General features: G+C 68.5%; 18 protein-coding genes. 8 read left to right on the top strand and 10 right to left on the bottom strand.

Annotation, left to right across the window (positions count from 1 at the left end; genetic code table 11):
* Positions 1–8 precede the first annotated feature (8 nt).
* Together ACFVV0_RS06310 and ACFVV0_RS06305 are read right to left on the bottom strand one after the other, a co-directional pair.
* Complete coding sequence (locus tag ACFVV0_RS06310) at positions 9–1046, bottom strand: LacI family DNA-binding transcriptional regulator (protein ID WP_387059897.1); 1038 nt, start codon at positions 1044–1046, stop codon at positions 9–11.
* Positions 1043–3133 (bottom strand): hypothetical protein, encoded by a 2091-nt coding sequence (locus ACFVV0_RS06305; RefSeq protein ID WP_387059893.1) that lies wholly within the window; start codon positions 3131–3133, stop codon positions 1043–1045. The genes ACFVV0_RS06310 and ACFVV0_RS06305 overlap by 4 nt, the downstream gene beginning before the upstream one ends.
* A 122-nt stretch (positions 3134–3255) precedes the next feature.
* Here ACFVV0_RS06305 and ACFVV0_RS06300 point away from each other — a divergent pair, with 122 nt between their 5' ends.
* On the top strand, positions 3256–4374 hold the full coding sequence (locus ACFVV0_RS06300) for a hypothetical protein (RefSeq protein WP_387059890.1): 1119 nt from the start codon (positions 3256–3258) through the stop codon (positions 4372–4374).
* A 36-nt stretch (positions 4375–4410) separates the two neighbouring features.
* On the opposite strand, the gene ACFVV0_RS06295 is transcribed toward ACFVV0_RS06300, so the two are convergent.
* The 3 genes from ACFVV0_RS06295 to ACFVV0_RS06285 are packed head-to-tail and all read right to left on the bottom strand — an operon-like array spanning position 4411 to position 6994.
* Positions 4411–4911, bottom strand: coding sequence for a DUF2017 domain-containing protein (locus tag ACFVV0_RS06295; protein ID WP_387059887.1), 501 nt, complete (start codon positions 4909–4911; stop codon positions 4411–4413).
* Entirely contained in the window at positions 4908–5207 is a 300-nt protein-coding gene (clpS, locus tag ACFVV0_RS06290) for an ATP-dependent Clp protease adapter ClpS (RefSeq protein WP_387059884.1), read from the bottom strand. Before clpS ends, ACFVV0_RS06295 begins: the two co-directional genes overlap by 4 nt.
* A 5-nt stretch (positions 5208–5212) precedes the next feature.
* Positions 5213–6994, bottom strand: a complete 1782-nt coding sequence (locus ACFVV0_RS06285) for a glycoside hydrolase family 15 protein (RefSeq protein ID WP_387059881.1) — start codon at positions 6992–6994, stop codon at positions 5213–5215.
* Positions 6995–7023: 29 nt separating this feature from the next.
* Here ACFVV0_RS06285 and ACFVV0_RS06280 point away from each other — a divergent pair, with 29 nt between their 5' ends.
* Positions 7024–8400 (top strand): glucose-6-phosphate dehydrogenase, encoded by a 1377-nt coding sequence (locus ACFVV0_RS06280; protein ID WP_387059878.1) that lies wholly within the window; start codon positions 7024–7026, stop codon positions 8398–8400.
* Positions 8401–8449: 49 nt separating this feature from the next.
* Here ACFVV0_RS06280 and ACFVV0_RS06275 read toward each other — a convergent pair whose 3' ends face one another.
* Both ACFVV0_RS06275 and ACFVV0_RS06270 read right to left on the bottom strand, forming a co-directional pair.
* On the bottom strand, positions 8450–8926 hold the full coding sequence (locus ACFVV0_RS06275) for a hypothetical protein (RefSeq protein WP_387059875.1): 477 nt from the start codon (positions 8924–8926) through the stop codon (positions 8450–8452).
* An 84-nt stretch (positions 8927–9010) separates the two neighbouring features.
* A complete protein-coding gene (locus ACFVV0_RS06270; RefSeq protein ID WP_387059872.1) occupies positions 9011–9208 on the bottom strand; it encodes a hypothetical protein in 198 nt (65 codons plus the stop codon).
* 72 nt (positions 9209–9280) lie between these two features.
* Between ACFVV0_RS06270 and ACFVV0_RS06265 the strand changes: the two genes are divergently transcribed.
* Positions 9281–10435, top strand: coding sequence for an SLC13 family permease (locus tag ACFVV0_RS06265; RefSeq protein ID WP_387059869.1), 1155 nt, complete (start codon positions 9281–9283; stop codon positions 10433–10435).
* 10 nt (positions 10436–10445) lie between these two features.
* On the opposite strand, the gene ACFVV0_RS06260 is transcribed toward ACFVV0_RS06265, so the two are convergent.
* Positions 10446–12320, bottom strand: coding sequence for a YhgE/Pip domain-containing protein (locus tag ACFVV0_RS06260; protein ID WP_387059866.1), 1875 nt, complete (start codon positions 12318–12320; stop codon positions 10446–10448).
* Positions 12320–15175, bottom strand: coding sequence for an MMPL family transporter (locus ACFVV0_RS06255; RefSeq protein ID WP_387059863.1), 2856 nt, complete (start codon positions 15173–15175; stop codon positions 12320–12322). The genes ACFVV0_RS06260 and ACFVV0_RS06255 overlap by 1 nt, the downstream gene beginning before the upstream one ends.
* A gap of 123 nt (positions 15176–15298) precedes the next feature.
* Between ACFVV0_RS06255 and ACFVV0_RS06250 the strand changes: the two genes are divergently transcribed.
* Together ACFVV0_RS06250 and ACFVV0_RS06245 are read left to right on the top strand one after the other, a co-directional pair.
* The gene (locus ACFVV0_RS06250; protein WP_387059860.1) at positions 15299–15973 is read left to right on the top strand and encodes a TetR/AcrR family transcriptional regulator; all 675 of its coding nucleotides are present in this window, start codon (positions 15299–15301) and stop codon (positions 15971–15973) included.
* 98 nt (positions 15974–16071) lie between these two features.
* Positions 16072–16953: an SGNH/GDSL hydrolase family protein gene (locus ACFVV0_RS06245; protein ID WP_387059857.1), complete on the top strand. Its 882-nt coding sequence runs from the start codon at positions 16072–16074 to the stop codon at positions 16951–16953.
* Between the two features lie 16 nt (positions 16954–16969).
* On the opposite strand, the gene ACFVV0_RS06240 is transcribed toward ACFVV0_RS06245, so the two are convergent.
* The gene (locus ACFVV0_RS06240; RefSeq protein ID WP_387059854.1) at positions 16970–17827 is read right to left on the bottom strand and encodes a sugar phosphate isomerase/epimerase family protein; all 858 of its coding nucleotides are present in this window, start codon (positions 17825–17827) and stop codon (positions 16970–16972) included.
* A 68-nt stretch (positions 17828–17895) separates the two neighbouring features.
* Here ACFVV0_RS06240 and otsA point away from each other — a divergent pair, with 68 nt between their 5' ends.
* Genes otsA through ilvD form a run of 3 tightly spaced genes read left to right on the top strand, consistent with a single transcriptional unit; the run spans position 17896 to position 22107 of the window.
* Complete coding sequence (otsA, locus tag ACFVV0_RS06235; RefSeq protein WP_387059851.1) at positions 17896–19503, top strand: alpha,alpha-trehalose-phosphate synthase (UDP-forming); 1608 nt, start codon at positions 17896–17898, stop codon at positions 19501–19503.
* Positions 19504–19549: 46 nt separating this feature from the next.
* Positions 19550–20359 (top strand): trehalose-phosphatase, encoded by an 810-nt coding sequence (otsB, locus tag ACFVV0_RS06230; protein WP_387059848.1) that lies wholly within the window; start codon positions 19550–19552, stop codon positions 20357–20359.
* Positions 20360–20412: 53 nt separating this feature from the next.
* A complete protein-coding gene (gene ilvD, locus ACFVV0_RS06225; RefSeq protein ID WP_387059844.1) occupies positions 20413–22107 on the top strand; it encodes a dihydroxy-acid dehydratase in 1695 nt (564 codons plus the stop codon).
* Positions 22108–22135: the final 28 nt, after the last annotated feature.

Here is a 22135-nt window from a genome sequence, read left to right as displayed (position 1 = left end):
GTCTGCTTTCAGTGCTGGGTCTTGGCGAGGTTCGCCGGTGCGGCGGTCGAGCCGCGGACGACGAGCCCTGCGGGGGGCAGGGTGACATCGTCCGATTCGCCGAGCTCCACGAGGCGCAGGAGCGCTGTGGCGGCGGCGATGCCCCATTCGGTCGGGTCGTTGTCGAGGGTGGTCAGGGCGGGGTAGACGTAGGTGCCGATCTGGGATCCGTCGAGTCCGGTGATCGACAGGTCCCCGGGAAGGTTCAGTCCGCGTTCGTGGGCGACGCTCATCCCGGCGACCGCCATCGGGTCGTTGCCGTAGACGATCGCGCTCGGGCGGCGTGGACCGTCGAGGAGGCGTTTGGTGGCCTCCGCGCCCTGTTCGGGCGAGAAGTCGGTGGAGATCACGAGCGGCTCGAGCCCCGCCTCGCGCATCGCGTGCTCGTAGCGGTCGCGGCGATGGCGGCCGTGCAGCATCCGCTCGTCGCCCGAGATGTGGGCGATCTCGCGATGGCCGAGCGAGACCAGGTGCGCCATCAGGGCGTCGATGCCCTCGTCGTAGTCGCGTGTGATGACAGGGAACGAGCTCGTCGTGGTCGGAGCTCCGAGCGACACGGCGTGCGTGCCCAGCGATTCGAGAAGCCGGATGCGGTCGTCATCGGCGAGCAGGTCGGTGAGCAGGAACCCGTCGACGCGCTTGTCGGCCACGAGACGCGTGTACGCCTTGGCTTCGGACTCGTGGTCGCGCACGACGCTCAGCACGAGCACCTGCCCCTTCTCGGAGAGGACGGTCTCGACACCCGAGATGAATGCCGGGAAGAACGGGTCGACCTCGATCGTGCGAGGGTCGCGGCGCAGGATGAGGCCGAGCGCGTATGCGCGACGCGTCGTCAGCCCGCGGGCGCTCGGGTTCGGGTTCCAGCCCAGGTCTTGAGCCGCGGCGAGGATGCGGTCCCGCGTCTCGGGAGAGACCCCGCGGCGGCCGTTGAGCGCGAGCGAGACGAGACCCTTGCTCACGCCGGCCGCCCGGGCGACGTCGTTGATCGTGACGTGCGCGGCGTTCATCGAGGGGTCACCGTCGTGAAGCCGCCGGCTTCGATCGCGATCGCGGCGTTGCCGCCGGTGCGGGTCGGCGAGCCGAGCTGCCGGCCGTACCGGTCGAACCGGGTGACCACGACCGAGCCGTGGTCGGCCAGCTGACGGCGCGTCTGACGGTCGGTCCCGTTCACGTAGACGTCGAGCGCAGTGCCCGCGCCGGCGAGGCCGAGGTGCGAGACGACGGGCTGCACGAGCACGGCGTCCAGTTGCACCGAACCATGGACGGTCGCCGTCAGTGTGGTGGTGCCCGGGTTCGCGGTGCCGCGCAGGGTCTGCGGCAGCAGGAAGACGGTGGTCGGCGCGATTCCCTGTCGGGCCGGTCGGGCGTTGTCGGACGAGCCGAGCGACACCTTCTTGCCTCCGGACGCGACCGTCCAGTCGGTGCGCCCGCTCCCGCTGCCCAGGTTCGCGATCGGCAGGATGCTGACCGGGCCGGTCGTGGCCGGGATCGTGATCGTGACCGTATCGCCGGACTTCGCCTGCACGTACGCGCCACCCGACCAGTTGGCCGAGCCCGTCCACGCCGACGGCGGCGTCACGATCGCGGCAGAGCCGGTGAACGTGCCGCTCTCGGCCTCGGCGACCGTGAGCCCGTCGGTCGCCGTGGTCGAGGTGAGGGCTGTCGCGATCTTCGCGACGGCCGGATGCGCATCCAGCGCCAGCATCGAGAGCTCGGTGTGGATGACCGATTCGGCCCCGCAGTTGCGGTTGACGATCCCGTCCCCGCCGATGCCGTCGACGCAGACGCCTGTCGTGGGGTCGTAGACAGGCGCCCCGGCCGGATTGGCGCCGAAGTACCAGGCGGCCTGGACTCCGGCGAGCTGGGTGAGTCCGGCAGCACCCGTGGCGTCCGCGACGGCGAGGAGGCCCTGCACGCGCGAGTCGACGCCGTAGGCGATCTGCGTCTGATCGGCGGGCGTCGGGGTCCAGCCGTTGACGGGACCGCCGGTAGCAAGGAGTTGCGCGGTGAACTGCGCCGTATCGGCGGCCGCGATCCGCTGGAAATCGCTGCGGCGGAGCACAGTGGCCGCCGTCGAGAGCGCGGCCGGCTCCATCCCGCCCCACGCGTGCCAGAAGGTGGGCGAGTTCGCTTCCGGAAGGAGCGCGCCGAACGGCCATTGACCGATTCCGCCGCTCGCGAGACGCGCGATGCCCTCGCTGTAGCGCGACAGCGCGGTCGACGCCGTGCGGTCGCCCGGCGCCGCCTTCACGTAGGCGCTGAGCCCGAGGACGGCTTCGGACGTCGCACTCGCACTGCCAACGAGAAGCCAGGAGGGAACGCGAACGCCGTTGGCGACATCCGTTCGCCCGTATGCCGCGAGGGACTGCCTGTCGAGGGCGCCGAGTGCGAGGGTCATCCGCTGCTGGAGGAACGATGCGAATGCCGGGTCGCTGGCGCGGAATCCGGCATAGCCCTCTCCGAGAGCCCAGACCGTGCGCGCCAGCCAGAACGATTCGGCCGAATCGCTCGGGTCAGGCACCTCGACCGGAATCGCACTGGGGTTTAGCGTGCCGTCGGACTGCTGCCAGAGCACGACGTTTCCGGCGTTCGGTCCGGAGCTCGTCTGCAGGTACGTGAGCGAGCGGAGCAGATCGTAGGCGGCCTGCTTGCTCGTGGGGGTGCGGTTCTGCGCCCAGTCGCGCAGATACACGACGGCGGCGCGGGAGATGTCGTCGGCGTCGAAGGCGCCCTGCGCGTACCAGCCCTTCGCCGCATCCGTTATCGGGCCGCCGCCGACGCGCGTGAACGTGCCGTCGGCCTGCCGGTCGGCGTAGACCCACGGAGCCCGGGCGGTGGGCTCGGCGCTCTGCCGGTACGTGGTGTGACCCGCGACATCCGGCAGTAATGGCACGGTGTCGAGCAGGAAGTTCAGGTGCGCGAGGTTGGTGAGCTTCGGGGCGGCGGATGTGCTGGCCGACTGGGTGGACCCGGTGGCGGGCGTGCCGGCGGCAGCACCGAGGGGGACCGCTGTGACCGCCAGGATCGTGCCCACGACGAGCGCCGCGGACGCGGTTGCACGTCGCAGGACGGGGTGATGGGTGAGGCTTCGCATCGTTGCGCTCCTGTCGTCTAAACCGGTTTAGCTCACGGTAGGCGCGTTTTCGGGGGTTGTCAACGAGAGACGTACCGCAGGAGACTGGCGGGACCGGACACCGACGACCGAGGGAGCTGCTCATGGAATACAAAGACATCCCGACGAAGGCCGACATCGAGAGGATCTCGGCGTTCAAAGAGCCCGGGTCCGTCTCGATCTATCTGCCCACCGGTACGACCCCGGCCGAGGCCGATCGCGCGAGGATCGAGTTCAAGAACCACCTCGCGCTGGCCGTCAGGAATCTTGAGGAACACGACGTTCCGAAGCAGCGGATCGCCGCTATCCAGCGCGAAGGCGAGACCATCCTCGAGGACCGCGACTTCTGGAGGTACCAGTCACGCTCGCTGGCGGTGTTCCTCAACGGAGAGGTGAGTGAGACCTTCCGCCTGCCCAATCGCCTGACCTCGTCGTGCGACGTCGCCGACCGCTTCTACGTGAAGCCGCTACTGCGTGCGACGACGTTTCCGCAGACCGCGTTCATCCTCGCCCTCGCGGGCAATTCGGTGCGATTGATCACCGTCTCGCCCGAAGCGCCGGCGACGATCGTCGACGTCCCCGGACTGCCCACCGATGTCGCTTCGGTCGTCGGGAAGACCTCGGTGAGCCGCAACGGGGAGGGACGCATCCAGGGCTCGGAGGGGCAGAAGGTTCGGATGCTCGAATACGTGCAGGCGATCGATCGCGCCCTGCATCCGCTGCTGGCCAACTCGACCGAGCCGCTCATCCTCGCCGCCGCCGAACCCCTCATCGGCATCTTCCGCGGGGCGAACAGCTACCCGCACCTCGTCGACGAGGTCATCACGGGCAACCCGGAGGAGAAGACCGAAGAAGAGCTCGCCACGGCCGCCCGTCTGGTGCTCGACAAGGTCTACGCCGCCAAGATCGCAAAGCTGAAAGAGGATTTCGAGGCCCGCGTCGCCGCAGGGACAGCCCTCGTCGACCTGAGCGACATCGCCCGTGCCGCCACGTACGGTGCCGTGGAGATCCTCATCGTCGACATCGATCAACGGGTCCCAGGAACGATCGACGACGAGACAGGCGTGGTCACCTTCGCCGACGAGGACGAGCCGAGCAACTACGGTGTCATCGACGAGATCCTGCGCCGCTCGCTCGCCTCGAAGGCGAAGGTCTACGCCCTGCGCGCTGAAGACGTTCCGGGCGGGGGAGCCGTCGCCGCGGCGGTGCGGTTCCCGGTCTAGGCCGGTCGAGCGCGGCGGATATCGCCGATCAGACGCCTACTCGCGGCTGAGCGCGAGCACCAGCGAGTCCTGCACGTAGGCGAGCCAGTCGAAGACGGCGCGCATCAGCGCGGTCTCGTCGTCATGGATCTCGCCCTCGTCGCCGTCCTGCACGATACCGAGCCGGGCGCCGAGCACGAGACGGATGTCGGTGATGGCGCGCAGCCAGGCGGTGGCTCCCGCCTCGTCCAGCCGCACCTCGACCTCGGCGTCGCCGGGGCGGGCGAGGGACTCGACGACGAGTTGCGCGTTGAGGGTTTTGCGTTCCGCCAGGCCGCCCGTCGTGAAGCGGCGGAACTCGGCGGACGCTGCCGGATCGTCGGGGTAGGCGTCCGGGAGCAGGCGGATGAGCGCAGGGTCGGTCCGCAGCTCCGCTCCCTCCTGCGCCGACCGGGCGAGCGCGCCGCTCTCCGTGGCGAGCTGCACCACGATCTCGACCTCCTCCGGTTCGAAGACCGCGGAGACGCATCCGTCGTTCTCGCGCCGGAAGTCCCTCATGCGTCCGCCTTCGTCAGCGTCGCCCAGAGCCCGTAGTCGTGCATCGCCTCGACGTGCCGTTCCATCTCTTCGCGGGTGCCGGTGGCGACGACGGCGCGGCCGTCGCCGTGCACCATCAGCATCAGCCGTTGTGCCTCCGCGCGCGGGAAGCCGAAATACGTTTCGAAGACGTACGTCACGTACGACATGAGATTGACCGGATCGTTCCAGACGATGGTCACCCACGGTGAGCCAAGCTCGATCCGTTCGCTGAGCCCGGTGTCTTCGATGGTGTGCGGGTCGGACGTCGAGGCCATGGAGGTCACTCCCTGCCGGCCACTTCGGCGAGAGCATCGGCCGCGCGCACGAGCGTCAGATGCGTCAGGGCCTGAGGAGTGTTCCCGACGTGAGCGCCGCTCGAGACGTCGTATTCCTCAGAGAGCATACCGACGTCGTTGGCGAACCCGACCAGGCGATCCATCAAAGCGCAGGCGTCGTCCTGGCGACCCGACCGGGCGTACTGCTCGACCAGCCAGAACGAGCAGGCGAGAAACGGATGCTCGCCCGGCGGCAGCCCGTCGACGCCGGTCTCCGTGCGGTATCGCATCAGCAGCCCGTCTGTGAGGAGGTCCTCCTCGATGGCGCGGACCGTGCCGAGCATCCGGGGGTCGTCCCAGTCGCAGTAGCCCACCTGGGCGAGCTGGAGGAGGGAGGAGTCGACCTCGGTGCTGTGGAACGCCTGCACATAGGTGTTGCGCTCGGGGTCGAACCCGTTCGCCTCTACATCGGCGGCCACTTCTTCGCGCAGCTTGCGCCACCGGTCGACCGGTCCGTCGAGCCCGTGCTCCTCGACAGCCCGCACCGCCCGGTCGAACGCCGCCCACACCAGCACGCGGGAGTGGGTGAAGAACTTGGGCTCCCCGCGGATCTCCCAGATGCCGTGGTCCGGCTCGCGCCAGTGCTCCTCGAGATACCCCATCAACGCGCGCTGCAGTGCCCAGGAGAACCGTGTCTCCTCGACTCCGTTCAGCCGACCGTGGTCGAGCGCCAGCATCACCTCGCCGATGACGTCCGCCTGGAACTGGTTGGATGCGTCGTTACCGACGCGCACCGGTGCGGCGCCCTGATAGCCGGGCAGACTCGCGAGCACGTGCTCGGCGAGGTCGCGTTCCCCGGAGAGCCCGTACATGATCTGCACGTCGGCGGGGTCGCCCGCGATCGCCCGCAGCAGCCAGTTGCGCCAGTGGTCGACGTAGTCGTTGTAGCCGTGCGCGAGGAGCACGGAGATGGTGAGGGACGCATCCCGGAGCCAGACGTAGCGGTAGTCCCAGTTGCGCTCGCCGCCGAAACTCTCGGGGAGAGAGGTGGTGGCCGACGCCACGATGCCGCCGGTCTGGAAGTGGGTGAGGGCCCGCAGGATGAGGAGCGAGCGCACGACCTCGTCGCGGTACGGTCCCTCGTGCATGTCCTCCTTCGCCCATTTCAGCCACCAGGAGCGCGTGTTCTCGAGCGCCGCATCGACGTCGGGCGGCTTCGGAGTCGTGCGATGGGACCGGAACCAGGTGAGGCTGAGATCGATGGTCTCACCGGCTTCGATGTCGAACACGCCCGCGTGGCTGTGGTCGGTGGGGTGCAGTGCGGCGCCCCGGACCACGACCGCATCCGGCCCGGCCACGGCGATCAGCGAGGGCGGATGCTCCGAGTGGTCCTTGCGCACCCACGGGATGGCCGTCGCGTACCCGAACCGCAAGCGAAGGTCCTGCTGCATGCGCACGGTGCCGGTGATCCCGCGCACCCGGCGCAGCACATCCGCCCGCCCGTCGCCCATCGGCATCGCATCGGTCACCTCGACCTCGCCGGTCGGCGTCGTCCAGCGGGTGACGAGGATCATCGTGTCGCCCTCGTAGCTGCGCGTGGAGGTCGCCGCGGCGTCGGTCGGCGCAAGCAGCCAGCGGCCGTGGTCCTCCGTGCCGAGCAGACCGCCGAAGAGGGATTGCGAGTCGTAGCGCGGCAGGCACAGCCAGTCGATGCTGCCGTCTTTGCCGACGAGGGCCCCCGTGAAGCAATCACTGATCAGGGCATAGTCCTCTATCGGTAGTGACACTCCTCCAGTATGGACGTACTGTTGCGGGCATGACGCAAGCGGTGTCCACTCTCGTTATTCTCGGAGCTACCGGGGATCTCACGTCCAGGCTCCTCCTTCCCGCTCTCGGTCAGCTCCTCACCAGTGAACCGGACAGACGTCTGCACCTGATCGGCTCGGGCACGCACGAGTGGACGCGTGCGCACTGGCGCTCCATCGTTCGCGCGTCGTTCAAGACGGTGAAGGCGTCGGGCCCGGCGGTGGATGCGGTGCTGGAGAACGCCGAATACGTGCAGGCCGACGCGACCTCCGCTGTCGACCTCCAGCGCATCTTCGACGCGAGCACGGGAGTGACAGCGCTCTATTTCGCCCTCCCGCCCGCCGTCTCGGCGCAGGCCTGCACCGAACTGGGGAAGCTGGAGCTGCCGAAGGGAACGGTCCTCGTTCTCGAGAAGCCGTTCGGAACCGACGAGAAGAGCGCGATCGCGCTGAACGACAAGCTGACGAAACTGGTCCCGGAGTCGCAGATCCACCGCGTCGATCACTTCCTCGGACGCTCCACGGTGTTCAACCTGCTCGGACTGCGCTTCGCGAACCGCATCTTCGAACCGGTCTGGAATTCGGAGCACATCGAGCGCGTGGACATCGTCTACGACGAGACGCTCGCACTGGAGGGCCGCGCACGGTATTACGACCAGGCGGGAGCACTGGTCGACATGATCCAGAGCCACCTCCTGCAGGTGATGGCCGTGCTCGCCATGGAGCCTCCGTCGACCCTCGACGCACAGGACCTGTGGGATGCGAAGGCGCTGGTCCTGCGCGCCACCCACCTGGTCGACGACGATCCCGTTCGCTCGACCAGACGTGCTCGCTACACGGCCGGGACGATCGAGGGCGAAAAGATTCCGTCCTACGTCGACGAGGACGGGGTCGACCCGTCGCGCAACACCGAGACGCTCGCCGAGGCGACGTTCGCCGTGGACACCTGGCGCTGGGCGGGCGTGCCATTCACGCTGCGCTCGGGCAAGGCCCTGGGCCTTCGCCGCCGCGAGATCGTCATCACCTTCCGCCAGGCGTCGCATGTACCGACCGGGCTTCGGGGTGTGAAGGAGCCGACCAAGCTCCGTCTCATGCTCGCGCCCGACGTCATGGCGCTCGAGCTCAATGTCAACGGACCCGGTGATCCCTTCCACATCGATCGTGCCGCACTGACCGTCGACTTCGGCCCCGGTCAGCTGGAGGCGTACGGCGAGGTGATCGCGGGCATCCTCGACGGCGACTCGTCGCTCTCCGTTCGAGGCGACACGGCGGTGGAGTGCTGGCGGATCGTCGACCCGATCCTCGCGGCCTGGGCCGAGAACAAAGTGCCCCTCGATGAGTACCCTGCAGGATCGAGCGGGCCGACGGCGTGGCCGCCGCTCGGGTGAGCGCACGTCGACCGTCGGTTCGGGGTCGAAGGAACCGGGACGGCGAGGGTCAGGCGGCTGTGCGCTGGGGGAGGATCGCGGGGATCTCGCCGGTGACCGGCTTGCGCAGGTCGGTCCAGACCGTGATGGGTGCGGGTTCCCAGCCGAATGCGGCCGGCTCACCGGTCTCGGGCTCGCTGTCCTGGTCGTCGACGGATGCGGCCGGCTCGGCCTCGACTTCGGGTGCGAGGTGCTGCGGCGCGTTGACGATCTCGGGGACGGCGTCGTCGAGGACGGTCTCACCGGCTTCGAGTCGGCGCTGTGCGTCGAACAGGGCTGTGGCGATCGTGAGGGTCACGGATTTGGCCAGCACGGAGTGGAAGATCGTGTCGGTGTCGTCCTGGGAGCGGCGCGAAACGGTCCATTCGCCGCGCTCGCCGATGAGCTCGGCGACCTTGTCGTGCACCAGCTCGAGGATCTGCGCCTCGCTCAATTGAGGAACCGGAGCCGCCGGTACCGCGGCGGCGTGCCGCCTACGACCAAACATCGCGCATCCCTTCCAGGTTGTTCACACTACGTGCTAACAGTCTCCTGGACGTTCGGTGTGCGGAACGTGGGACACGCCGCGTGATCAGCGCGATTTGTCGTTGATTTCTGCTTCCTTCGACTCCTGGACGACCGTTCCGATCGCAATGGCGAGTGCAATGCCCGCATTCACCCAGCCGAGCACGATCCGCCAGTCGCGCGGGCCGGCCTTGGACGCCTGGATCGTCGACCACAGACCGAACACCGCGCTGATCACGGCGCCGTTGAAAATGAACTTGCGCATCCGCATCCTTTCGGTTCGTCCCCACCGTACCCCGCGGTCTAAAGTCGGACCAGCCGTCGAGAGAGGACCGGGATGCGTACAGCCCTCGTCGGCGCCGTGCTGCTCCTGCTCGGAGCCGTCGCCGTAGCCACGGGACTGCTGCCGCTGGCGGACGTGGGCGTGCTCTGGGATCGCGTGTGGCCCATCCTGCTGTTCGTCCTCGCCGTGACAGTGGTGACCGAGCTCGCCGCCGAAGCCGGAGTGTTCACGGCGCTCGCGCAGCAGACGGCCCGCTGGGGCCGGGGCCGTGCCTGGCTGCTCTGGCTGTTCGTGGTGCTGGTCGCGACGCTGAGCACGATCTTTCTCTCGCTCGACACGACGGCGGTGCTGCTCACTCCGGTGGTGATCGTGCTGGCGCGCCATGTCGGGCTGAGCCCGTTGCCGTTCGCGCTGACCACCGTGTGGCTGGCGAACACCGCATCCCTGCTGCTGCCGGTCTCGAACCTGACGAACCTGCTCGCTCAGCACGCCATGGGCAACCCGAGCCCGCTGGAGTTCGCGGCGCTCACGGTCGTTCCGGCCGCGGTGGCCATCGTGGTGCCGTCCATCGCTGTGTTCCTCGTCTTCCGCAAACCACTGATGCAGCGGTACACACCGGAGGCCCGCGATCCGATCGAAGACGACGTCCTGTTCTGGTGCAGCGCCGCCGTCGTGATCGCCCTACTGCCCGCACTCCTTTCGGGACTGCCCGTCTGGCTGCCGGCAAGCGCTGCCGCCATCGTGCTCGTCGTGCTTTTCGCGGTTCGCCGCCCGTCCGTTCTGCGGTTCGGGATGCTCCCCTGGCAGCTGATCGTGCTCGCCTCGGGTCTCTTCCTGTTCATCGAGGCCCTGCACTCGATCGGTTTGGCGACCGTGCTGGCGACCGTCTCCGGATCGGGGGAGTCGCCCGCAGCGCTCCTGAGGCTCGCGGGGACCGGGATGCTCGGCGCCAACGTCATCGACAACCTGCCCGCCTACCTCGCCCTCGAGCCCGTGGCCGACACCCCTGTGCGCCTGGTCGCCCTGCTGATCGGCGTGAACGCAGGCCCGCTCATCACGCCGTGGGCGTCGCTGGCGACCCTCCTCTGGCACCAGCGCCTGAGCGCTCTCGATGTGGAGATCTCCTGGCGGCGCTACATGCTGCTCGGGTTGGTCGTCGCCCCGCTCACCGTCGGCCTGGCCGCGACGGCGTTCGCGTTCGCGGTATAGCCGCGACCGGTCACTCGGCGGGGAGCAGCTGCGCGACCCGGACGATCCTCTTGCGGGCGACGGCGATCAGGGCGAGCAGGAACCCGAACGCCGCCCACAGCAGCAGTCCGCCGAGCCCCTGCCAGACCGCATCCGTCGACTCGACGACACCCCGGAAGGCCGTTATCGCCGCCGACGTCGGCAGCACCTGCATCGCGGAGTCGAAGAAGCCGGGGACGGTCGAGATGATGCCGGATGCGAGGGTGATGACGACGACGAGCATCGACAAGAACCGTCCTACCCCGCCGAGAAGCGCGACGAGACCGTGGTTGACCGCGGCGAACGCCACACCGCCCGCGACCGCGATGCCGGCGAAGCCGAACCAGTGTCCGAGATCGAGGTCGAGCGCGAACTGCATGATTCCAGCGACGAGCACGCCCTGCAGGGCGCCGATGACGGCGGCGGGAACGAATCCGTCGAGGGCGATACGCCCGGATGCCCGGGTCGTCAGGATCGCCCGCCGCGACACCGCCTGCAGCACGAGGAAGGTCGCGAGCGCGCCCAGCCACAGCGCGACCGCGGCGAACAGGGCGATGCTCGACTTTCCGAATCCGCTCGCCTGATCGGCTGCGGTCTTCTGGGTGACCGGCTCGGAGGCCACGGACGCCAGGTTCGAGCGGTCGCCGCTGGAGTAGCTCGGAAGCTTCTGGGTGGCGGTCTGCAGTCCCGAGGCGAGGGACGCGGCGCCGGCGCTGGTCTGGTCGGCGCCCGCGGCGAGTGGGGTGAGCCCCTGGCTCAGCTGCGTCACACCGGATGACAGCTGCGCCGCACCCGTCGCCGACTGGGCCGCTCCGCCCGCGAGCTGCGAGGCCGCGGATGCGCTCTGCGCGATTCCGCTCGTGAGCGCGGGCATCCCGGTCGCCAGCTGCGACGTGCCGGAGGCGACACCCTTGGCGTACGCGTCGGCGGTGTTGAGGTCGGTCAGCTGTGCCGCGAGCTTGGCGCAGACCGCTGCAGCCCCGGCGTCCGTCTGGCAGTCGGCCATGATCGCGTTGATCCCGGTGGTCGCGCGGTCCAGCGTCGTCGACGCTGTGCCGGCCGCCCCGGCCAGCTGCTGGGTCTGTGCGGGGAGTCCGCTGGTCTGCGAGCTCAGCTTCGACAGACCTCCCGAGAGCCCGGACACTCCTCCCGAGAGTTTCGTGATGCCCGAGGACAATCCCGACGTGCCGGTCGCGAGCTGGCCGCCCGCATCCGCGAGCTGGTGGAGGCCGCCGGCGAGCTGGGATGCTCCGCCGGAGAGCGCTGACGCGCCCGTCGCCGCCTGGGCGATCTGATCGTGCAGCGTGTTGAAGCCCACGTAGACGTTCTCGAGGTAGGTCGACGTGAGCTGTTTGTTGAGCACGCTCGTCGCGGTCGTCGTCACGGTCTGGCTGATCGCGGGGTCGACCAGCTTCGAGGAGTCGCTCGTCTGCACGTCGATCGTGGCCTGCGTCGCATCGGCAGCCGCGCCCGCGGGGGAGGTCGCCGCTTTCGAGAAGTCCTTCGGGATGGTGACCACGGCGACGTACGAGCCGTCGGAGAGACCGCTCGCCGCATCCTTCTGGTCTGTCAGCACCCAGGTGAAGTTGTCGTTCCTGCCGTCGAGGAGGCCGGCAGAGAGCTGGCGGCCGAGCGGAACGGTCTGACCGCTGACGGTCACGGGCTGGTCGAGGTTGACGACCGCGGCTTTCACATCGTTCAGCCGTTCGGTCGGATTCCACAGGGCCCAGACGAGCAAGCCGCCGATCACCAGGGGAACCATCAGGATGCCGACCAGGGTCAGCCAGGTCACGCGTCGCTCGGAGCGCATCCTCTCGAGCGAGAACAGCGAGCGGGGGCGGCGGAGCGGAGAGGGGGAGGTGGACATCAGACGCTGGCCTTCTCGGTCGAACGGTGGGCGTGGACAGGGGGAGCGGACGGTCCCGTGCCGGTCAGGTGCACAGAGCTCGGCTCGGTGCTCTCGGGCAGCAGGTCGTCCAGTCCGTCGGGCTCGACACAGCTGACGACGAGGGCGAACGGGCGCCCGTCGATCCGGGCCCGGCTCAGCGCATCGGCGAGCTCGTACCGGATGCGCCGGCGCTCGACAGGATCGGTGACGGCGTCGGCGGAGTCCAGCGCCAGCACCTGAGGCGTTCCCTGGAGCGCTCGCCGCACATCCTCGACCGGCGTCTCGGTGATGCCGAGACGCACGACCGCGGTGCGCGATCGGACCGCGGCGCTGCGAGTCGGCAGCACGTAGCCGGCGACCTTGAGGATGCCCGTCTCGGTCTTGGTGCGCCCGGTCACGGCCATCAGCAGCGCAGAGGTGGCCGTGCGGTCGTCGCCGTGCACCACGAGCACGTCGCCGTCACCGAGGCGGAAGGACACGTCGCCGAACACACGACGCTTCTTGGCGCTCAACCCCAGGCCCTCGGCAGCCGCGATGTACCGTCCGGCGGGTTCGGGCCAGTCGGCGAGGTCGAGCTCCTTCTGCAGGCCGTCGCCCTCCACATCGAACGAGGGCAGGATGCGGTCGAGCCACCGCGGCATCCACCACGCCTTCTCGCCGAGCAGCTGGAGCACAGCGGGAACGAGTGTCATGCGCACGATGAACGCGTCGACGAAGACGCCGACGGCGAGTCCGAGCGCGATGGGCTTGATCGAGTTGTCGCCCTCCGGCACGAAGGCCGCGAACACCGAGATCATGATGATCGCCGCAGCCGTGACGACCTTGGCCGAGCCGACGAATCCGCTCTCGACCGCCCGCCGGGCGTTCCCGCCGTGCACATAGTCCTCGCGGATGCGACTGACCAGGAACACCTCGTAGTCCATCGCCAGGCCGAACAGCACGCCCATCAGGATGATCGGCATGAAGCTGATCACCGGGCCCTCCTTGGCGACGTTGAGCGCATCCCCGAACCAGCCCCACTCGAACACCATCGTGACGACACCGAACGCGGCGCCGACCGAGAGCAGGTAGCCGAGCGCGGCCTTGATCGGCACCGCTATCGAGCGGAACACCATCGTCAGCAGCACGAGGGAGAGCCCGACGACGAGGAGGCCGAAGGGCAGCAATGCCCCGCCCAGCCGGCTCGACACGTCGATCTGCGCGGCCGTGTTGCCCGTGACCTTGAGGTCGACCCCGTATTCGTCGAGGAAGTGCTGGTGCTGAGCGCGGATCTCCGACACGAGCGCCGCCGTCTTCTCGGAGTCCGGGCCCGTGGTGGGGATGACCTGGATGATCCCCGTGTCGGCGGTCTGGTTCGGAGTGGCGAGGGGAACGGAGGCGACGCCCGGCATGGCGGCGATCTCATCGCCGATCTTCGTCATCAGTCCCACCGGGTCGGTGCTCTGGATGATCGAGCCCGTGACGATCAGCGGGCCGTTGTGGCCCGGCCCGAAGTGCTCGGAGACGAGGTCGTACGTCACCCGCGCCGGCTCGCCCGCCGCCTGTGAGCCTGCGTCGGGAAGCGCGAGCCGGAGCTGGGCCGCGGGGATGGCGACGATGCCCAGCACGGCGACGACTCCCACGATCGTGACGATCGGGAAGCGTGTGACGGCGCGCACCCAGCCGCGGAAGAACCCCGGGGGCACGTCGGCCTTGGCGGCGTGCGCGAGGGTGGGGGCGGCAGTGGTGCTCGGGCTCGGTGCCTCGAGCTCGCGACCTTCCGCCGCGGACGTTGCGGCCGCCTTGCGCGCGGCCCGCTTGGCTGCGCGTCGACCGGGAGTGATGCGCGAGCCCGCGAATCCGAGGAGGGCAGGGGTGAGCGTGAGCGAGATGAGCACAGCGATCGCCACCGCCGCCGAGGCCGCAATGCCCATCGTCGTCAGGAACGGGATGTTCGCGACCGACAATCCGACGAGCGCGATGATCACGGTGATGCCGGCGAAGAGAACCGCCGACCCGGCCGTCGCGACCGACCTGGCCGTCGACTCCTCTGGGTCGACTCCCGACTTCAGTTGGCTCTGATGCCGGGAGATGATGAACAGCGAGTAGTCGATGCCGACGGCGAGGCCCAGCATCAGGGCGAGCAGCGGTGTCGTCGACGAGATCGGTCCGAAGAGGGTCGCGATGAAGATCAGCGCCATCGACAGCCCGACGCCGAGTAGCGCCGTGAGCAGCGGCATCCCGGCGGCGATGAAGGATCCGAAGGTGAGGATGAGCACGACCAGCGCGATCCCGACGCCGAGCAACTCCGTCACGCTGAGGGTCGGCAGGCTCTGGGAGAAGAGTGCGCCGCCGACCGCGGCCTGCGACCCGTCGGGCAGCTGCTTCTGGAGCGCAGCCCCCGCATCCGTGAGCGCCGTCTTCGTTTCGGCCGGCACGGTCGTCATCTGACCTTTGAGCTGCACGGTGACGATCGCGGCCGACCCGTCGTCGGAGATCGAGCCTGTGACGGTGTCGTCGTACGGAGACGTGACCCCCGAGACGCCGTCGAGCCTCTTGAGTTCGGCCACGGTGTTCTCGACCGGCTGCTGGATGCCCGGCTCGGTGACCGTTTCGCCCTTCGGAGCGACCACCACGAGCTGTGCCGACGTGCCGCTGACCTGCGGAAATGTCCGACTGAGCGTGTCGAGCGCCTCCTGCGATTCCGTTCCCGGGATGCTGAAGGTATTGTCGGTGCCCTGGTTGAACAGCACGGCGCCGCCGCCGAGGGCGACGAGGAGGACGATCCAGAGCGATACGACCAGCTTGCGGGCGCGGAAGGCCCAGCGGCCGATCGAATACAGAATCGAAGACACGCGTACTCCTACGTATCGGTGACACAACAGCGTCAGGGAATTATTTCGATACACCGTCGTATCCGATACTCGAATGTATCGAATACACTGGTGTATGCGAAACGAACTCAGGAAGGTTTCAGCTTGGATACGTCAGCTCTCAGCACGGCCGCTCTCGGAGAAGACGCACCGACCGAATCGGCACGTCGGCAGAAGACCCGGACGCGCCTGCTGGACGCAGCCTTCGAGATCTTCGCCGAACACGGCGTTCACGCGGCCAGCGTCGAGATGATCACCGAAGCGGCCGGGTTCACCCGCGGCGCGTTCTACTCCAACTTCTCGACCAAAGAGGAGCTCTTCTTCGCGCTCATGGAGCGTGAGAAGACTCTGAGGATCGAGCAGCTCAATGCCGGCGTCGCTCAGTTCCTCACCCCGCTCGCCGGGCAGAGCGCAGAACTCGGCGACGGCGAGGTCGTCGAGATCATCACGAAAGTGCTCGAACTGCAGTCCGACGATCGCCGCTGGTGGCTGGTGCAGTCGGAGTTCCTGCTGCTCGCCCTGCGCGATCCAGCCATCGCGAACGCGTTCCTCGAGTATCAGGACGGCTTCTTCCGAGACCTCACCGAGATCGTCGTCGACGCTCTCCGGTCGGCGTCCCGTCGCTTCACGATCGACCCCGAAGAGGGTGTTCGGGTCATCGCCGAACTGTGCGCGAACGGCGAGGCGCGCGCACTGCTCGCAGGCGATGAGCGCAAGTTCTCCGAGCGCCTCAGCGCGAGCCTGCCCGCCGTCGTGCTCGCACTCACCGAACCGCTCTGAATCGCGCCGGCGACCGGCCGTCGGCATCGAGCCGGCGTCGAGCGCGCATCGAGCGGGCATCGAGCCGGCGTCAAGGATGCGGCGGTAAAGTATCGCGGATGCGACGCAGAACTCTTCTGATCCCGATCGTCGCCGTCGTCGCCGTCGGCGCGCTCGCGGGCGTCGGCGCCATCGCCTGGGCGGCGAGCACCGACACGCCCGAGCAGCCGCGCGCCGTCGCCACAGCGACACCGCAACCCACGGCGACCCTCCCACCGTTTCCGAAGCGGCCACTCACCGAGGCGACGCGCTACGTCGCACTCGGGGACAGTTTCGCCGCAGGGATGGGGGGCGGCGACGAACAGGGCAAATGCGTCATGAGCGACAACAGCTACCCCGACGTCTTCTCGGCCGTCGCCGGAGTGGATCTCATCACCAATGCCGCCTGCAGCGGTGCCACCACGGCCGATCTGCTCAAGCGGCAGCTGCTCCCGCTCGACGCGAACACCGATCTCGTCACGGTGAGCATCGGCGGCAACGACCTCGGGGTGGCCGCGATCGCAGGCGACTGCTCGGCGGGGCGGTCGGAGTCGTGCCGCAACGGCATCTCGTCCGCGCTCTCCCTGCTGAACGTCCTGCCCGGCCGGCTCGACCAGGTGTACAGCGCGATCGCGGATGCGGCGCCGAACGCGCGCATCGTGGTCACCGGGTACGCGATCCTCTACGACGCCTCCGACCCGTCTGCGAAAGACTTCGGCACGGCCGCGGCCATCAACGCTGCGACGATCGGCCTCAACGAGGTCATCAAGGCCGCGGTCGACAACCAGCGCGCCGATGGGGTGCCGATCACCTATGTCGGCGTCAACTTCGACGGCCATGGCATCGGGTCGGCCAAGCCCTGGGTGAACACCGTCGGAATCACGGCCTTCCACCCGACGGCCGCAGGGTACCGGGAGTATTCGGCCGAGCTCGTCCGGCTGCTCGGGCGCGCCGTCAACTAGGCGGGCGCGGAATCCGCTAGCCGCGCCGGACCGGCAGCATCGCAGCGAGTGCGCGCCGGGAGCGCGAGAACCGCGGGTGCCGGGCGACGCCGGCGTGCTCGCGGGCGAAGGCGAGCGTCTCGGTCAGCATCCCGAGCCGTTCCTCCTCGGTGCGCGCCTTGCGGGTGTTGACTTCGGCGATCACATTGCCCGACCAGCGCCGGTCGGCGAGCATCCGGAGCACCTCGGCCACCGGCTGACCGCCGTGGCCCGGCAGCAGATGCTCGTCGAAGATGCGTCCTTCGTCGACCGAGCGGGAGCCGTCGCAGAGGTGCACATGCCGCAGCCGGTCGCCGAGCGCCGTCGCCAGCTCCAGCGAGTCGTACCCGCTCAGAGCGGCGTGCGAGAAGTCGAGGGTGACCGCGTCACAGTCCATCTCCGCCGGATTCCAGCCGGGGGAGTACGCGGCGACCGAGCGGCCCGCAAGCTTCCAGGGGAACATGTTCTCCACGGCGATCTCGACCCGGCTGGCGGCGGCGGTCTGGCGCACGATGCCGAGGAAGTCCTCTGCGTACCCCGACTGCCAGCGGAAGGGGGGATGCACGACGACCGTCGACGCGCCGACGGCGGCGGCGAGGTCCGCGGCCCGCTCGAGCTTGATGCGCGGATCACGGCCCCACACGAAGTGCGTGAGCAGCAGAACCGGGGCGTGGATCGAGAGGATCGGCATGCCGTAGCGGGCGGACAACTCGAGCAGCGCATCCGGTGACTGGGTCACCTCGTCGCGCGTGACCATGACCTCGACACCGTCGAAGCCGGCCCGTCGCGCGAGGCGGAATCCGTGCTCCGTCGACAGCGGATACACGCAAGACGTACTCATTCCGATGCGCATCATCGCGGCAACTCTAGCCACGCGCGCTGAACACGGCATGGCCATTCGGGGAACGCCAAGCAGACGTTCAGATGAACGACGCTGGTACCCTGGGCAGCAGCGTGAAGACGCGACGCCAGCGACGGATAGGACTCACCATTTCAGCACAGCCGCACACCTCCCCGAGCCCGGGATCGACCTCGGAAGACAGCTACGATCTGGTGATCGTCTCGAACCGCCTTCCGGTCGACCGAGTGGTCGACGACGAGGGAAACGGCACCTGGCGGCCGTCTCCCGGGGGTCTTGTCGCAGCGCTCGAGCCGGTCATGCGCGCGGAGGACGGCATCTGGATCGGCTGGGCGGGCGTCGCCGACGAGGAGTTCGACCCGTTCGAGGCCGACGGCATCAGCATCCACCCCGTGCGTCTCTCCGAGCAGGAGCTGCAGGAGTACTACGAGGGCTTCTCGAACGACACGCTGTGGCCCCTCTATCACGACGTCATCGCACCGCCCACCTACCACCGCGAATGGTGGGACTCGTATGTGAAGGTCAACCAGCGGTTCGCGGATGCGGCCGCCGCGGTCTCCGCGAAGGGCGCCGTGGTCTGGGTGCACGACTACCAGTTGCAGCTGGTGCCGGCGATGCTGCGCGCCGTGCGCCCCGACCTGGTCATCGGCTTCTTCAACCACATCCCCTTTCCGCCGTACGGCATCTATTCGCAGCTGCCATGGCGCCGCCAGATCATCGACGGGCTGCTCGGTGCCGACGTCATCGGGTTTCAGCGTGTGGCGGATGCGGGCAACTTCTCGCGTGCGGTGCGCCGCCTCAAGGGGTACGAGACGCGCGGCCCGATCATCGAGGTCCCGATCGACACAGACGATCCCGAGGCGGGATCGCATCGGCACGTGACGACCAACCGGCACGGCGGCCTCGTGCGCACGGTGCTGGCGCGGCAGTTCCCCATCTCGATCGACGCCGAGAAGTACCAGGAGATGGCGCGGCGGGCGGAGATCCAGGCGCGGGCGAGAGAGATCCGCGAGGAGCTCGGAAACCCGAAGACCATCATGCTGGGCGTCGACAGACTCGACTACACGAAGGGCATCGGTCACCGCCTCAAGGCGTTCGGCGAGCTGCTGGCCGAGGGGTCGATCTCCGTCGAGGATGTGGCACTCATCCAGGTCGCGAGCCCCAGCCGCGAGCGGGTCGAGACCTACCGCCAGCTGCGCGATGAGATCGAGCTGACGGTCGGGCGCATCAACGGCGACTACGCCACGCTCGGCCATACCGCCGTCTCGTACCTGCACCACGGCTACCCCCGCGAGGAGATGGTGGCGCTCTACCTGGCGGCCGACGTCATGCTCGTCACCGCATTGCGCGACGGAATGAACCTGGTCGCGAAAGAGTACGTGGCTACGCGCGTGGACGATGACGGCATCCTCGTGCTCAGCGAGTTCGCGGGCGCGAGCGACGAGCTCCGCCAGGCGCTGCTCATCAACCCGCACGACATCGAGGGACTCAAAGAGACGATCCTGCAGGCCGTCGCCATGCCGAAACGCGAGCGGACCAGACGGATGCGCTCCCTGCGCAAGCGGGTTCTCACGAACGACGTCGCCCGGTGGTCCGCCTCGTTCCTCGACGCTCTCACGCGCAGCGCACACGGCGACCATCCCCTCCAGAACCCGCCCGTCAACCGGCGCTGAGGTCCGACCCGCCCTCCACCGACCGTTCCTACCACGTGAAAGCAGCATGACCGACACCGAACGTCCCGCATCCACCGAAGCCGCCGTCGCTCTCGCCCAGAGCCTGAAGAAGCTCGCCGAAGCCGATCGTCTGCTGCTGGCCCTCGACTTCGACGGCACCCTCGCCCCGTTCGTCGACAAACCGAAATCGGCCCGCGCGCTCCCCGAATCCAAGGCAGCGCTCGAACGCCTCGAGAAGCTGCCCGACACGTGGGTCGCCTACGTCTCGGGCCGCCCGCTGACGAGCCTCGAGATCGTCACCGAGGCCGACGAGGACGCACTGCTCATCGGCTCCCACGGTGTCGAGATCCGGTTCGGCCGCGACGGCGTCTCCCTCGACCTCAGCGTCGACGAGCTCGACACCCTCACCCGCCTCGGCGAGGTGCTCGGCGCGCTCGTCAAGGCCAACCCGGGAACGCGTCTCGAGGTCAAGCCGGTCGGGTTCGGGGTGCACTACCGCAAGCTCGAGCACGGCTCGGGTGCGGAGGTGGTCGCCGCGGCATACGAAGCGGCCGCGGCCGTGAGCGACCAGCTGACCATCCGCGACGGCAAGGACATCATCGAGTTCTCGGTGCGCGGCGCGAACAAGGGCGACGGAATCGAGCGCCTCCGTGAGTACACCCACGCGACGGCCGTGCTCTTCGCCGGCGACGACGTGACCGACGAAGACGGGTTCCTCGTGCTGCGTCCCGAAGACGGCGACGTCGGCATCAAGGTCGGCGAGGGAGACACCGCCGCCCAGTTCCGGGTCTCCGACGAGAAGGCCATCGCCACGCTCCTGACCCTCCTCGCGGGCGCCCGCGAAGCGCGCGGCTGAGGCCGTCCGGTCGCATGAACGGAACGGCATCCCAAGCGTTCTAGAGTTGTCCCATGCCTGACATCGATTGGAAGCCGCGCTCGCGCGTTGTCACCGACGGAATCGAAGCCACCACCAGCCGCGGGATGCTCCGTGCGGTCGGCATGGGCGACGCCGACTGGGAGAAGCCGCAGATCGGCATCGCGAGCTCCTGGAACGAGATCACGCCGTGCAACCTCTCGCTCGACCGCCTGGCGCAGGGCGCGAAAGAGGGCGTCCACTCCGGTGGCGGCTATCCGCTCCAGTTCGGCACGATCTCGGTGTCCGACGGCATCTCCATGGGCCACGAGGGGATGCACTTCTCGCTCGTGTCGCGTGAAGTGATCGCCGACTCGGTCGAGACCGTCATGATGGCCGAGCGCCTCGACGGCACCGTGCTTCTCGCGGGCTGCGACAAGTCGCTGCCCGGCATGCTCATGGCCGCAGCGCGCCTCGACCTCTCGGCCGTGTTCCTCTACGCCGGTTCGATCGCGCCCGGCTGGGTGAAGCTCTCGGACGGCACCGAGAAGGACGTCACGATCATCGACTCCTTCGAGGCGGTCGGCGCGTGCAAGGCCGGCAAGATGAGCGAAGAAGACCTCAAGCGCATCGAGTGCGCGATCGCCCCGGGCGAGGGTGCCTGCGGTGGCATGTACACCGCCAACACGATGGCATCCGTCGCCGAGGCTCTCGGGATGAGCCTCCCGGGCTCGGCCGCCCCGCCCTCGGCCGACCGCCGTCGGGACTACTTCGCGCACCGCAGCGGCGAGGCCGTCGTCAATCTGCTCAAGCTCGGCATCACTGCCCGTGACATCCTCACCAAGAAGGCGTTCGAGAACGCGATCGCAGTGGCGATGGCGTTCGGCGGCTCGACCAACGTGGTGCTGCACCTCCTGGCAATCGCACGCGAGGCCGAGGTCGACCTCACGATCGACGACTTCAACCGCATCGGCGACCGGGTGCCGCACATCGGCGACCTCAAGCCGTTCGGCAAGTACGTCATGAACGACGTCGATCGCCACGGCGGCGTCCCCGTCGTCATGAAGGCGCTGCTGGATGCGGGCCTCCTGCACGGCGACTGCCTCACCGTCACGGGCAAGACCGTCGCGGAGAACCTGGCCGAGATCAACCCGCCCGCGCCCGACGGCGAGGTGCTGCGCACGCTCGACAACCCCATCCACGCCACCGGCGGGATCACGATCCTCAAGGGCTCCTTCGCTCCCGAGGGCGCCGTCGTGAAGACCGCGGGCTTCGACGCCGAGGTCTTCGAGGGTCCCGCTCGCGTTTTCGAACGCGAGCGCGCAGCGATGGATGCGCTCACCGAGGGCACGATCTCGGCCGGAGACGTCGTCATCATCCGCTACGAGGGTCCGAAGGGCGGCCCGGGGATGCGCGAGATGCTCGCCATCACCGCCGCCATCAAGGGCGCAGGGCTCGGAAAGGATGTACTACTATTGACGGACGGACGATTCTCGGGCGGCACAACCGGCCTCTGCATCGGCCATATAGCACCCGAAGCGGTGGACGCAGGTCCCATCGCCTTCGTGCGCGATGGTGATCTGATACGGGTCGATATCGCGGCTCGCTCCCTCGACCTACTTGTCGACGAGTCTGAGCTGACCGCCCGCCGCGACGGCTGGGCTCCGCTGCCCCCGCGCTATACCCGTGGCGTTCTCGCAAAATACTCCAAGCTCGTGCACTCCGCTGCGGAGGGCGCGATCACGGGGTAGCTTGCGCTCTCCGCATCATCCGTTTCGT

The organism is Leifsonia sp. NPDC058230 (assembly GCF_042882245.1).
In the GTDB taxonomy this organism is placed as follows: Bacteria; Actinomycetota; Actinomycetes; order Actinomycetales; family Microbacteriaceae; genus Leifsonia.
This window is presented reverse-complemented; position numbering and strand designations above follow the sequence as displayed.

What these genes read in the sequence shown, in the direction of transcription:
- ACFVV0_RS06310 (WP_387059897.1), bottom strand. Translation starts at nt 1,046, where the DNA reads ATGAACGCCGCGCACGTCACGATCAACGACGTCGCCCGGGCGGCCGGC.
- ACFVV0_RS06305 (WP_387059893.1), bottom strand. Translation starts at nt 3,133, where the DNA reads ATGCGAAGCCTCACCCATCACCCCGTCCTGCGACGTGCAACCGCGTCC.
- ACFVV0_RS06300 (WP_387059890.1), top strand. Translation starts at nt 3,256, where the DNA reads ATGGAATACAAAGACATCCCGACGAAGGCCGACATCGAGAGGATCTCG.
- ACFVV0_RS06295 (WP_387059887.1), bottom strand. Translation starts at nt 4,911, where the DNA reads ATGAGGGACTTCCGGCGCGAGAACGACGGATGCGTCTCCGCGGTCTTC.
- clpS (WP_387059884.1), bottom strand. Translation starts at nt 5,207, where the DNA reads ATGGCCTCGACGTCCGACCCGCACACCATCGAAGACACCGGGCTCAGC.
- ACFVV0_RS06280 (WP_387059878.1), top strand. Translation starts at nt 7,024, where the DNA reads ATGACGCAAGCGGTGTCCACTCTCGTTATTCTCGGAGCTACCGGGGAT.
- ACFVV0_RS06275 (WP_387059875.1), bottom strand. Translation starts at nt 8,926, where the DNA reads ATGTTTGGTCGTAGGCGGCACGCCGCCGCGGTACCGGCGGCTCCGGTT.
- ACFVV0_RS06270 (WP_387059872.1), bottom strand. Translation starts at nt 9,208, where the DNA reads ATGCGCAAGTTCATTTTCAACGGCGCCGTGATCAGCGCGGTGTTCGGT.
- ACFVV0_RS06265 (WP_387059869.1), top strand. Translation starts at nt 9,281, where the DNA reads ATGCGTACAGCCCTCGTCGGCGCCGTGCTGCTCCTGCTCGGAGCCGTC.
- ACFVV0_RS06260 (WP_387059866.1), bottom strand. Translation starts at nt 12,320, where the DNA reads ATGTCCACCTCCCCCTCTCCGCTCCGCCGCCCCCGCTCGCTGTTCTCG.
- ACFVV0_RS06245 (WP_387059857.1), top strand. Translation starts at nt 16,072, where the DNA reads ATGCGACGCAGAACTCTTCTGATCCCGATCGTCGCCGTCGTCGCCGTC.
- ACFVV0_RS06240 (WP_387059854.1), bottom strand. Translation starts at nt 17,827, where the DNA reads ATGATGCGCATCGGAATGAGTACGTCTTGCGTGTATCCGCTGTCGACG.
- otsA (WP_387059851.1), top strand. Translation starts at nt 17,896, where the DNA reads ATGAACGACGCTGGTACCCTGGGCAGCAGCGTGAAGACGCGACGCCAG.
- otsB (WP_387059848.1), top strand. Translation starts at nt 19,550, where the DNA reads ATGACCGACACCGAACGTCCCGCATCCACCGAAGCCGCCGTCGCTCTC.
- ilvD (WP_387059844.1), top strand. Translation starts at nt 20,413, where the DNA reads ATGCCTGACATCGATTGGAAGCCGCGCTCGCGCGTTGTCACCGACGGA.